The following is an 11376-nucleotide window of genomic DNA, read 5'->3' on the forward strand; positions in this document are numbered from 1 at the left end:
CCTCCGGCCTGCCGCAGGACAGAGGCGTGCGCCCCCACGTCGACCTCACCGTCGACCTCGCCCAGATCGCCGACGACGCGAGCACCGCGACCGGCGAACTCGCCGGCTTCGGGACCATCGGCCCCGCCCAGCTCCAGCAGATGCTCTGCGACGCCGACCTCACCCCCATCCTCACCGCCGGCAGACACACCGTCCTCGACGTCGGCAGAACCCACCGCCTCGCCACCCCGGCTCAGCGCAAGGCGATCGTCAACCAGCAAGGCGGCACCTGCGCCGGACCCGGCTGCAGAGGACCCGTCGTCCACGTCCACCACGTCCAGTACTGGTCCGAGGGCGGCGCCTCCGACCTGCACAACCTCATCGGGTTGTGCCCGAGATGCCATGCGGCCGTGCATCAAGGGTTCTTCGCCATCGACCCCCACACCCACCAGACCCACCGCACCCTGCGCACCCGACACGCCAGCTCCCGCCGGACCCGAGCCGGTTGAGGCCCTGGAGAACGTCGGACCCCCGCCCCACACTGTCCCCATGACGGTCACCACCCGACCCGCGACCTCGTTCGACGACGTCCGCACGATGGTCGGACCCAAGCGGCCCGACGCGAACGTCTGCTGGTGCCTGAGCTACCGGCTCACGTCGTCGAAGGAGAACCGCGAGCTCGTCGGCTCCGCCCGGGGCGAACGCGTCCGCGCCCTGATGGCCGAAGGTCCACCCGGCGTGCTCGCCTACGACGCCGACCAGGTCGTCGGATGGGCCGCCCTCCACCCCCGCCGCGACACGTCCTTCGCCCGCAGCCGCACCATCCCCCACGTCGACGACCTCGACGTCTGGTCGATCTGGTGCATCCGCGTCCGCCCCGGCCACCGCGGCCGAGGCATCTCCCACGTGCTGCTCTCTGGAGCGGTCGACCTCGCCCGAGACGCCGGCGCCCCCGCCGTCGAGGGCTACCCCGTCGACAACGCAGGCGCCAGGGTCGAACAGACCATGGCCTACGTCGGCACCAAGGCACTGTTCGAGGCCGGCGGCTTCACCCAGGCCGCCGAGACGACCTCCAGGCTCGCCGGCCACCCGCGCGTGCTCATGCGTCTCGGCCTGACCTGACTGCTACTGCACGAGCCCCTCGGACTTCAGCCAGTCCCGCGCGACGATGGCCGGGTCCTGGCCCTCGACGTCGACCTTGGCGTTCAGCTCGAGCATGACGTCGTTGGTCAGCTTCGGGAGCACCTGGGCGAAGATCTCCTGCACCTCCGGGTGCTCCTCCAGGAAGTCCGTGCGGGCGACGAAGCTGAGGTTGTAGAGCGGGAAGAACTCCTTGTCGTCCTCGAGCACCCGCAGCTTCAGGCCCGGGATGCGGCCGTCGGTCGTGAACACCTCGCCGAAGTTGCAGGTGCCGCGCGCGGTCGCCGTGTAGATGACGCCTGTGTCGAGGTTCGTCACCTTCCCGAGGTCGGACTCGGTGAGCCCGTACGTCTTCAGCATCGGGACGAAGCCGTCGTCGCGCTTGGCGAACTCGCTCTCGACGCAGAACGTGCGCTGGTCCTTCGGCAGGTCCTTCAGCTGCGAGAGCTTGGTGATGCCGAGCTCCTCGCCCTTCTTCTCGTTGATCGCGAACGCGTACGTGTTGTTCATGGGGGCGTAGGGCAGCCAGGTCAGCCCGTTCTTCAGGTCGGCGTCGTAGACGGCCTCGTACTGCTGCTCCTCGCCCTTCACCGGCTTCTGGTTGCCGAGGTAGTTGATCCAGCCGGTGCCGGTGTACTCCGGGGAGATGTCGACGCGGCCGTCCAGCAGCGCCTGGCGGACGCCGAAGCTGCCGGGCGTGTTGCTGAGGTTCGTGACGTCGGCACCGGCCACGCTCAGCACCGTCGACATCATGTTGCCGAGCACGAGCTGCTCGGTGAAGTCCTTCGCCGCCACGGTGACCGGGACGCCCTCGAGCGACTTCACCGGCTTGATGGTGCCGGGCTCGGCACCCAGCACCGCGCCCGACGCCGACTGCAGGCCGCACCCGGCCAGCCCCAGGCAGGCCAGGGCGGCGACGGACGTGACGAGCTTCTTGCGCAGGTGACCTCGCACGTCAGCCCACTCCCTTCGGGGCGGCGGCGATCTCCACGAGACGCGCCAGCCAGTCGATGAACAGGGCCAGGGCTGCGACGAGGATCGCGCCGACCACGAGCACGACGTCTTGCTGCAGCTTGATGCCGGTGGTGATGAGGTCGCCGAGACCGCCACCACCAGTGAACGACGCCAGGGCCGCGGTGCCGACGATCAGCACCAGGGCGGTGCGGACGCCGGCGACGATGACGCGCAGCGCCAGCGGCAGCTCGACGCGCACGAGGGTGCCGCCGGCCGAGACGCCCATGCCGCGCGACGCCTCGACCAGACGCTGGTCGACGCCGTCGAGACCGGTGACCGTGTTGGCCACGATCGGCAGGATGCCGTACACCGCGAGGGCGACGATCGCTCCCGTGGCGCCCACGTCGAAGAACACGGCGCCGAGGGCGATGAGGCCGATCGCCGGGGCGGCCTGCCCGAAGCCGGCGACGGTGATGATCGGCTTGGAGAAGCGTCGCATCGGACCCCGCGTCAGGGCGATGCCGAGCGGGATCGCGACCAGGCAGGTCAGGAGCGTCGCCACGACGCTGATGAACAGGTGCTGACCGGTGAGGTCGAGCAGGTTGCCGACCGTCAGCGAGCGGCGCTCGACGTCGGTGACGTCCGCCGTGTTCACGTAGACCAGGCAGCCGACGACCGCGGCCACGACGACGAGCGGCTGGCCGATCCAGCGACCGATGCCCGGACGGTCGACGGTGACGGTCGGGGTCGCCGCCTCGCCCGCCGGGGCTGCGGTGGTGGCGCTCACGGCTGCACCGGGTCGGCGTCCGCGGCGCTGCTGCTGAGCTGCTGCATCGCCTGCATGATCGTCTCGACGCGGATGACGCCCTGGTAGACGTTGCGCCGACCCGTGACCACGACGACGCCGTGCGACGACGTGAGCATCTCGTCGAGCGCGTCGTTGAGGGTCGAGGCGGAGCTGACGGTCTCGAGCTCCAGGTCGCGCGACACGCGGTCCAGCGCACCGCCCCGCTCGAGGTCGCGGACGGAGACCCACCGCTGCGGTCGCTCCTGCGCGTCGAGGACGATCACCCAGTCGCGACCCTTGGCGCGCGCGTCCTGCGCCGCCGCGGCCGGGTCGCCGCCGACGTGCGCGACGGCCGCCTCGTGCAGCTCGACGTCACGGACGCGGGTCAGTGTCAGCTGCTTGAGGGCCGCGCCGTGGCCGACGAAGCCCTCGACGAACTCGTTCGCCGGCGACGTCAGGATGGCCTCGGGCGTGTCGTACTGGACGATCCGCGAGCCCACGTCGAGGATCGCGATCCGGTCGCCGAGCTTCACGGCCTCGTCGAAGTCGTGCGTGACGAACACGATCGTCTTGCGCAGCTCCTCCTGCAGGCGCAGCAGCTCGTCCTGCAGACGCTGGCGGGTGATGGGGTCGACGGCGCCGAACGGCTCGTCCATCAGCAGGACCGGCGGGTCGGCCGCCAGGGCCCGGGCCACGCCCACCCGCTGCTGCTGGCCGCCGGACAGCTCCCGGGGGTACCGGTCGCGGTACTGCTCGGGGTCGAGGTTCACCAGGTCGAGCAGCTCGTCGACGCGCGCGGCCACGCGGTCCTTCTTCCAGCCGAGCAGCCGCGGCACGATCGCGATGTTCTCGGCGACCGTGTAGTGCGGGAACAGCCCGGCGCCCTGGATGACGTAGCCGATGCGGCGACGCAGGTCGTCGGCGTCCTGGTCGGTGACGTCCTCGTCGCCGATGTAGATCCGACCGCTGGTCGGCTCGATCAACCGGTTGATCATCTTCATCGTCGTGGTCTTGCCGCAGCCCGACGGGCCGACGAGCATGACGATCTCGCCGGCGGGGATCTCGAGCGTGACGTCGTCGACCGCGGCGCTGGACTGCCCCGAGTACTTCTTGGTGACGTTCTCGAGCAGGATCCGCTGCCCGTGCGACTGCTGCCCGGGGGCGGTGGTGGTCGTGGTGGTCTCAGACACGGATGCCCCTGGAGGTCGTGGCTCGGGTGAGCAGGTTGAGGACGAGGTCGAGCACGACGGCGAGGAGGATGATCCCGACCGTGCCCGCGACGATGGAGTACGTGGCGTTGGCCCCGCCGGTGCGGGAGATGCCCGAGAAGATGTAGCCGCCGAGGCCGGGCCCGAGCACGTAGGCCGCGATGGCCGCGATGCCCATGAGCATCTGGCCCGAGACGCGGACGCCGGTCATGATGACCGGCCACGCGAGCGGCAGCTCGAGCCGCACGAGGGTGGCGACCCGCCCCATGCCCATGCCGCGCGCCGACTCCACGAGCGCCTGGTCGACGCCGGTCAGGCCGACGATCACGTTGCGCAGGATCGGGAGGAACCCGAAGAAGACGAGGGCGATGACGGACGGCAGCACCCCGATGCCGACGACGCCGACCAGCAGGCCGAGCAGGGCGTACGACGGAAGGGTGAGCCCGACGGACGACAGCGCCTGCGCCGCCGTGGTGCCCCAGCGGGAACGGTAGGCCAGCACGCCGAGCACGATCGCGAGCAGCGTGGCTGCGGCCAGCGTCTGCACCACCAGGCTCAGGTGCTGGTACGCCAGGAACGACAGGACCGACCATCGATCGTGGACGAAGTCGAGGAAGCCCACACGTCACCTCTCGTCAGGACGGCGACGCAGACAGGAGCCGACGCCCACCGTCGCGGGTTCCTCGACGGTAACGAACCTGGCCGAAGGTGCAACTGCGCGTGACGGGCCCCGCCCCGTCGCGTGACGGGTCAGGCGGGGGTGGCGACCTCGAGGATGCGGCTGAGGAGGCCGCCGACGAACTTGGGGCTGTCGTCGGTGGAGAGCTCCGCCGCGAGCTCGACGGCCTCGCTCACGGCGACCGGCCCGGGCACGTCGTCGACGTAGACGATCTCGAGGACGGCGACGCGCAGGAGGTTGCGGTCGACGCCGGGCATGCGGTCCAGCGTCCAGCCGCGCGAGTGCTCGGCGATGAGGCCGTCGATGTGCTCCTGGTGCTCCACGACGCCCTCGACCAGCCGGACCGTGTAGGGGTTGACCGGCGGGTCGTTGGTCTCGCGCCGCGCCGCGAGGGTCCCACCCAGGGGCAGGCCCTGGAGCTCGGACTCGAAGAGGATGTCGAGGGCGCGCTTGCGGTACTTGGTGCGCGCGCCCATCAGGCCTTCACGCGGCCGAGGTAGTTGCCGTCGCGGGTGTCGACCTTGACCTTCTCGCCGCTGGTGACGAACAGCGGCACCTGGATCTCGCGACCGGTCTCCAGGCGCGCGGGCTTCGTGCCGCCGCTGGAGCGGTCGCCCTGCAGGCCCGGGTCGGTGTGCTCGATGAGCAGCTCGACCGAGAGCGGCAGCTCGACGTAGAGCACGCGGCCCTCGTTGGTGGCCACGGTGGCCTCCTGGTTCTCCAGGAGGAAGTCGGGCGCGCTGCCCATGGCCTCGGGCGCGATCTCGATCTGGTCGTACGTCTGCACGTCCATGAACACGTAGTTCGTGCCGTCGTTGTAGAGGTACTGCATGTCGCGCTTGTCGACGGTGGCGGTCTCGACCTTGGTGCCGGCGTTGAAGGTCTTGTCGACGACCTTGCCCGACTCGACGTTCTTCATCTTGGTGCGCACGAAGGCGGGACCCTTGCCCGGCTTGACGTGCTGGAACTCGATGACGGTCCAGAGCTGGCCGTCGATGTTCAGCACCATGCCGTTCTTCAGGTCGTTCGTGGTGGCCATCAGGCGATCTCCAGGAGCTCGGTGGTCAGGTCGGTCAGCACCTCGGGGGTGCCCGTGGCGGCCGGCGTGACGAGGACGGTGTCTTCGATGCGCACTCCCCCGCGGCCCGGGACGTAGATGCCCGGTTCCATGGTGAGGACGGTGCGACGCTCCAGTGTACCGACGTGCGCCGCGGCGATGAACGGGTCCTCGTGGATCTGCAGGCCGACGCCGTGGCCCAGGCCGGTGGTGAAGTGCTCGAGCCACCCGGCCTCGTCGAGGACGCCCCGCGCGACGGCGTCCGCCTCGGCCACGGGACGCCCCTCGCGCAACGCGTCGACGCCGGCCGCCTGCGACGCCCGCACGGCGGCGTGGACCTCGCGCTGCCAGGCGTCGGCGGTGCCGAGCACGACGGTGCGCGTGCAGTCGGCGTGGTAGCCGGCGACCCGGGCGCCGAAGTCGGTCTTGAGGAGGTCACCGGGCTGCAGCACCCGGTCGGTCGGGTGGTGGTGCGGCACGGCGGTGTTCGGGCCCGAGGCGAGGATGGTCTCGAAGGCGACGGCCTCGGCGCCGAGCTCGAGCATGCGCCACTCCAGGTCACGGGCGACGTCGCGCTCGGTCCGCCCCGCCAGCGGGCCCGCCCAGAGCCCCTCCAGCGCGGCCGCGGAGATCCGGCAGGCCTCCCGCAGCGCCGCGACCTCCACGTCGTCCTTCGTCTCCCGGGCCCGCTCGACCACCCGGTCGGCGCCGACGAGCTCGACGCCGGGTGCTGCGCCGCGCAGCGTCGCGTGGGCGTCGACGCTCAGGGTGTGCGTCTCGACGGCCCACGCTCCCCCGACGTCGGCGAGCCGCAGGCCCGCGACACCGAGGAGGTCGCGCGTGATGGTGTGCTCGAGACCGGGCACCTCCGCGGCGGCCTGGTCGCGGTAGCGGCCGTCGGTGAGGAACAGTCCACTGCCGTCGGCGTGCAGCACGAGGGCGCCGTTCGACCCTGTGAAGCCGGTCAGGTACCGGACGTTGACCAGCGTCGTGACCACGAGGCCGGCCCGTCCGGCGTCGGCGAGCGACGCACCCACGCGCTCGCGGCGACGCTGCAGGGTCTGCGCGTCCGGCACGAAGGTCGTGCTCATCGGGCGGCGCCCGGCGACGACGAGGGAGCGGCGAGGGCCGCGAACGAGTCGCGCAGCGTCTCCTCGTCGGGGCCGGCGAGGATCGTCGTGCGGCCGAGGTCCTCGAGCACCACGAACCGCAGCTGGTCGCCGCGCGTCTTCTTGTCCAGACGCATCGCCGCGAGCAGCGGCGAGAAGGCGCCCGCCCACGTGGTCGGCAGCGACAGCGACGACAGCACGTCGCGGTGACGCTGCACGAGGTCGGCGTCGATGAGCCCGTGGCGGTGCGCCAGCTCGGCCACGTAGACCATGCCGACGCTGATCGCCTCGCCGTGGCGCACCGTGTACCGCTCCTCGCGCTCGATCGCGTGCCCCAGGGTGTGTCCGTAGTTCAGCGCCTCCCGGCCGATGCCGCTGTCGTCCTCGGCGCCCCCGCCGGTGCTGTTCGCCGCCCACGGCCCGGCACCCCCGCCGGTCTCCCGCAGGTCACCGGCGACGGTCTGGGCCTTCACCCGGATGCCCTTGGCGACCAGCTCGGCGAGGATCGCCGACGTCGGGTCGAGCACGGCTCCCGTGCCGACCCCCTCGATCAGCTCCAGGATCGACGGGTCGGCGATGAACCCGCACTTGACCACCTCGGCGAGCCCGCTGCGCAGCTCCGCCGACGGCAGGTCGACCAGCAGGTCGAGGTCGCAGAGCACCCCGACGGGCTCGTGGAACGCCCCGACGAGGTTCTTGCCGGACGCGGTGTTGATGCCCGTCTTGCCGCCGACCGCCGCGTCGACCATGCCCAGCACCGTCGTGGAGACGTTGACGAACCGGACGCCACGCAACCAGCTCGCCGCCACGAAGCCGGCCAGGTCGGTCGTCGCGCCGCCGCCGAACCCGACCACGACGTCGGAGCGGGTGAAGCCGGTGCGACCGAGCACGTCCCAGCAGTACTGCAGGACCTCGGCGTTCTTCGCGGCCTCGCCGTCGGGCACCTCGACCAGGTGCACGTCGAGCGCCCGCGTCGCCTGCTCGCGCAGCAGCGTCGACCGGAGCCGGGCCGCGCGCTCGCGCAGCACCGTCGGGTGCACGATCGCGACCCGACGCACGTCGTCCCCGACGAGCGACGCGAGCTGGTCGCTCACGCCGGAGCCGACGAGGACGTCGTACGGGGCGGACGTCTCGACCCGGATGCGGACGGTCATGGGGTGGCGTTCTCCTGGATCAGCTGGTGGATGCGGGCGGCGACGTCGTCGGCGGTGAGGTCGTCGGTGACGACGGTGTGGGTGGCGAGGTCCTCGTAGACCGGGCGGCGCGCGTCGAGGAGGGCCTTCATGGTCGCGCGCACGTTGCCGAGGAGCAGGGGCCGGTTCGTGCCGAGACCCACGCGCTGCGCGGCGGCGGACAGGCTGACGTCGAGGAAGACGACCCGCTGCTCCCGCAGCAGCTGCTGGGTCCCCGGGTGGAGGACGGCGCCCCCACCCAGCGCCAGCACCCCGTCGTGCTCCTGCAGCGCGGCCGCGACCGCGGCGGCCTCGAGCTCACGGAAGTGCGCCTCGCCATGGGCGACGAAGAGGTCCTGCACGCTCGAGCCCGTCGAGCGCTCGACGTCGACGTCGGTGTCGCGCACCGACGTGCCGAGCCGGTCGGCCAGGCGGTGCGCCACCGTCGTCTTGCCGGCCCCCGGTGCGCCGACGAGCACGACGACCGGCGTCACCGGTACCTCAGGTGCTCGCGGTACGCCTCGACGTTGCGCCGGACCTCCTCGACGGAGTCGCCGCCGAACTTCTCGGTGATCGCGTCGGCGACGACCAGCGCGACCATGGCCTCCGCGACGATGCCCGCCGCGGGCACGGCGCACACGTCGGAGCGCTGGTGGTGGGCTCGGGTCTCCTCGCCGGTGCTGACGTCGACGGTGCGCAGCGCACGCGGGACGGTGGCGATGGGCTTCATCGCGGCGCGCACGCGCAGCAGCTCGCCCGTCGTCATGCCGCCCTCGGTGCCGCCGGAGCGGCCGGAGACGCGGCGGATGCCCTCGTCGGTCGGGACGATCTCGTCGTGCGCGAGCGAGCCGCGGGTGCGGGCGAGCTCGAAGCCGTCGCCGACCTCGACTCCCTTGATGGCCTGGATCCCCATGAGCGCCGCTGCCAGCCGCGCGTCGAGGCGCCGGTCCCAGTGCGTGTACGAGCCGAGTCCGGGCGGCAGGCCCTCGACGACGACCTCGACGACGCCGCCGAGCGTGTCGCCGTCCTTGTGGGCGGCGTCGACCTCGGCCACCATGGCCGCGCTGGTGGCGGCGTCGAAGCAGCGCACCGGGTCGGCGTCGAGCGCCTCGACGTCGGAGTGCCGGGGCACGACGCCGGCGGGAGCGGCGACGGTGCCGAGCTCGACGACGTGCGACAGGACCGTCGCGCCCGTCGTCTGCTCGACGAACTTGGCCGCCACCTCGCCGAGCGCGACGCGGGCGGCGGTCTCGCGGGCGCTGGCGCGCTCGAGGACGGGTCGGGCCTCGTCGAAGCCGTACTTCTGCATGCCGGCGAGGTCGGCGTGGCCCGGACGCGGACGTGTGAGCGGCGCCCCGCGCTTCAGGCCGTCGAGCACCTCGGGGTCGACGGGGTCGGCCGCCATGACCTGCTCCCACTTGGGCCACTCGCTGTTGCCGATGCGCAGGGCGACGGGGCTGCCCATCGAGACGCCGTGCCGGAGGCCGCCGATCACCTCGAGCTCGTCGGCCTCGAAGCTCATGCGGGCACCGCGGCCGTAGCCGAGGCGGCGACGCGCCAGCGCGTCCTGGACGTCCTTGCTGGTCACGTGCACGCCGGCAGGAAGTCCCTCGAGGATCGCGACGAGCGCAGGTCCGTGGGACTCACCGGCAGTCAGCCATCGAAGCATGGGGGTCATTGTGTCAGGAAGCGTCCTGCCGGGACCGAGCCGCCCGCCCCCGGAGCCTGGGCAGGACGTCCGGCCGGGCCGTGCCATCATGAGGGCGCCCCCTCCCTGGGGGCTCGGACGAGGCTGCCGTACCCGACCAGCGCAAAGACGGCAGGTCAGGAGCCCGTCATGTCGTGGATCGTGCTCGTGGGGTCCGGCGTCCTCGAGGCGGTGTGGGCCACGGCCCTCGGCCGCTCGGAGGGACTCAGCCGGCTCGCGCCCACCGTCGTGTTCGCCGTCGCCCTCGTGACCAGCATGGTCGGTCTCGCGTGGGCGATGCGTGAGCTGCCGACCGGCACCGCCTACGCGGTCTGGGTCGGTGTCGGCGCGACCCTCACCGCCGCCTGGGCGATGGCGCAGGGCGAGGAGCCGTTGTCCGTCGCCCGGGTCCTGTGCCTGCTGGCCGTCGTCGGCGGGATCGTCGGGCTCAAGCTGACGCACTGACCCACCGACCCATCGACCCACCGAGCTCCTGGGCAGCGACGGCCGAGGGTGCCCGGGGGTCAGCCGTGCAGCAGCAGCGCGAGCGGCGGTCCGAGGAACGCGCCGAGCACGAGGTAGGGGCCGAAGGCGAAGGGGTCGCGGCGGCCGATGCGTCCCGTCCGGTAGAGGACGACGCCCGCGACGGCGCCGACGACGAAGCCTGCGTAGGTGCCGTACAGCGTCGCGCTCGGACCGACCGCCCCGAGCAGGAGCCCGACGAGCGCGGCGAGCCTCACGTCGCCGAAGCCGAAGGGTTGGCGGACCCAGCGGCCCAGGGCGTAGACGGCGCGGAACACCACGAAGACGGCGACGTTGCCGAGGAGTCCCTTCAGCAGGATGCCGAGGTCGCCGGCCAGCAGGGCCGCGAGCGCGACGAGTGCGAGGCAGACGGCGTGCAGCGGCAGCGTGAGGAGGTAGGGCAGCAGTCGCGTGCGCAGGTCGACCCAGGCCAGCCAGCTGCCCGCGCCGGCGAACGCGGCCCACGCCGGCAGCAGCCACGGCTCGTCGAGCCCGGTCGCGACCACCAGGAGCAGCAGCACCGACGTCAGCGCCAGGCCCGGGGCGAGACGTGGACGGCGGGCGAGCTCGGCGTAGGGCACCTTGGGCGGCTCGTCCGGGTCGTCGTCGGGGTGCGGCCCGGGTTCGGGCAGGCGGGCGATCGCGACGGGGCCGAGGGCCCCCAGCAGCCCGGCCGCCAGGGCGGCGGGCACGACGTACGCGATGTCCACGGCCGCAGACTATGCGCTCGCCAGGGCCTCCAGCGCGGCCCCGCGCACGACGTCGACGTCGACCGACGCACCCGTCATGAGGAGCAGCTGGAGCACGGCCTGGTGCGCGAGGAGGTCCAGACCGGTGACGACCGGCCGGCCGGCCGCCCTCGCCGCGACGCTCAGACGCGTCGGCCAGGGGTCGTAGACGACGTCGAAGACCGCCGCCGCGTCGCGCGCCCAGGCATCGGCCCGCTCCCCCGCCACGGACTCCGGGACGGTGGAGACCAGCAGGTCGACGGGGCCGGTCGGCGAGGTCGAGGCGTCGAGCACGCGGGCCTCCAGACCGGCGGCGCGGACCGCCGCCACCGTCTCCTCGGCGCGGCCGACGTC

General features: G+C 72.4%; 14 protein-coding genes, 1 pseudogene and 1 riboswitch. Of the genes and pseudogenes, 3 read left to right on the forward strand and 12 right to left on the reverse strand.

The genetic code is table 11. The annotated features are described in order from the left end of the window. Together NH339_RS14995 and NH339_RS15000 are read left to right on the forward strand one after the other, a co-directional pair. Positions 1-488: HNH endonuclease (locus tag NH339_RS14995; RefSeq protein WP_253026753.1), on the forward strand; the 488-nt coding region annotated here is incomplete at its 5' end. Between the two features lie 40 nt (positions 489-528). After that, positions 529-1101 (forward strand): GNAT family N-acetyltransferase, encoded by a 573-nt coding sequence (locus NH339_RS15000; protein ID WP_253026755.1) that lies wholly within the window; start codon positions 529-531, stop codon positions 1099-1101. A 3-nt stretch (positions 1102-1104) separates the two neighbouring features. On the opposite strand, the gene NH339_RS15005 is transcribed toward NH339_RS15000, so the two are convergent. The 10 genes from NH339_RS15005 to aroC all read right to left on the reverse strand — a co-directional run bounded on the left by NH339_RS15005 (position 1105) and on the right by aroC (position 9754). Next, a complete protein-coding gene (locus NH339_RS15005; protein WP_253026757.1) occupies positions 1105-2073 on the reverse strand; it encodes a glycine betaine ABC transporter substrate-binding protein in 969 nt (322 codons plus the stop codon). Between the two features lies 1 nt (position 2074). Beyond that, positions 2075-2860, reverse strand: coding sequence for an ABC transporter permease (locus NH339_RS15010; protein ID WP_253026759.1), 786 nt, complete (start codon positions 2858-2860; stop codon positions 2075-2077). After that, positions 2857-4050, reverse strand: coding sequence for a betaine/proline/choline family ABC transporter ATP-binding protein (locus tag NH339_RS15015; RefSeq protein ID WP_308207083.1), 1194 nt, complete (start codon positions 4048-4050; stop codon positions 2857-2859). Before NH339_RS15015 ends, NH339_RS15010 begins: the two co-directional genes overlap by 4 nt. Further along, positions 4043-4690 carry an ABC transporter permease gene (locus NH339_RS15020; protein ID WP_253026761.1) on the reverse strand — a complete coding sequence of 216 codons (648 nt, stop codon included), beginning with the start codon at positions 4688-4690 and terminating at the stop codon, positions 4043-4045. Before NH339_RS15020 ends, NH339_RS15015 begins: the two co-directional genes overlap by 8 nt. A 128-nt stretch (positions 4691-4818) precedes the next feature. Beyond that, positions 4819-5223, reverse strand: a complete 405-nt coding sequence (gene nusB, locus NH339_RS15025) for a transcription antitermination factor NusB (RefSeq protein WP_253026763.1) — start codon at positions 5221-5223, stop codon at positions 4819-4821. Continuing rightward, the gene (efp, locus tag NH339_RS15030) at positions 5223-5786 is read right to left on the reverse strand and encodes an elongation factor P (RefSeq protein ID WP_253026765.1); all 564 of its coding nucleotides are present in this window, start codon (positions 5784-5786) and stop codon (positions 5223-5225) included. The genes nusB and efp overlap by 1 nt, the downstream gene beginning before the upstream one ends. Continuing rightward, positions 5786-6895, reverse strand: coding sequence for a Xaa-Pro peptidase family protein (locus NH339_RS15035; protein ID WP_253026767.1), 1110 nt, complete (start codon positions 6893-6895; stop codon positions 5786-5788). The genes efp and NH339_RS15035 overlap by 1 nt, the downstream gene beginning before the upstream one ends. Then, positions 6892-8067, reverse strand: a complete 1176-nt coding sequence (locus NH339_RS15040) for a 3-dehydroquinate synthase (RefSeq protein ID WP_253026769.1) — start codon at positions 8065-8067, stop codon at positions 6892-6894. Before NH339_RS15040 ends, NH339_RS15035 begins: the two co-directional genes overlap by 4 nt. Next, on the reverse strand, positions 8064-8579 hold the full coding sequence (locus NH339_RS15045) for a shikimate kinase (RefSeq protein WP_253026771.1): 516 nt from the start codon (positions 8577-8579) through the stop codon (positions 8064-8066). Before NH339_RS15045 ends, NH339_RS15040 begins: the two co-directional genes overlap by 4 nt. Continuing rightward, positions 8576-9754 carry a chorismate synthase gene (gene aroC, locus NH339_RS15050; RefSeq protein WP_253026773.1) on the reverse strand — a complete coding sequence of 393 codons (1179 nt, stop codon included), beginning with the start codon at positions 9752-9754 and terminating at the stop codon, positions 8576-8578. Before aroC ends, NH339_RS15045 begins: the two co-directional genes overlap by 4 nt. Positions 9755-9846: 92 nt before the next feature. Then, positions 9847-9911: riboswitch (guanidine-III (ykkC-III) riboswitch) on the forward strand. A gap of 11 nt (positions 9912-9922) precedes the next feature. On the opposite strand from aroC, the gene NH339_RS15055 reads away from it, so the two are divergent. Next, entirely contained in the window at positions 9923-10237 is a 315-nt protein-coding gene (locus tag NH339_RS15055; RefSeq protein WP_253026775.1) for a multidrug efflux SMR transporter, read from the forward strand. A gap of 59 nt (positions 10238-10296) precedes the next feature. On the opposite strand, the gene NH339_RS18940 is transcribed toward NH339_RS15055, so the two are convergent. Next, complete coding sequence (locus tag NH339_RS18940; RefSeq protein WP_253026777.1) at positions 10297-11004, reverse strand: prepilin peptidase; 708 nt, start codon at positions 11002-11004, stop codon at positions 10297-10299. Positions 11005-11013: 9 nt separating this feature from the next. Next, positions 11014-11376: pseudogene (locus NH339_RS15065) on the reverse strand (shikimate dehydrogenase); the annotation flags it as partial.

The sequence above is a fragment of the Aeromicrobium sp. CnD17-E genome (genome assembly GCF_024124745.1).
Lineage (GTDB): Bacteria > Actinomycetota > Actinomycetes > Propionibacteriales > Nocardioidaceae > Aeromicrobium.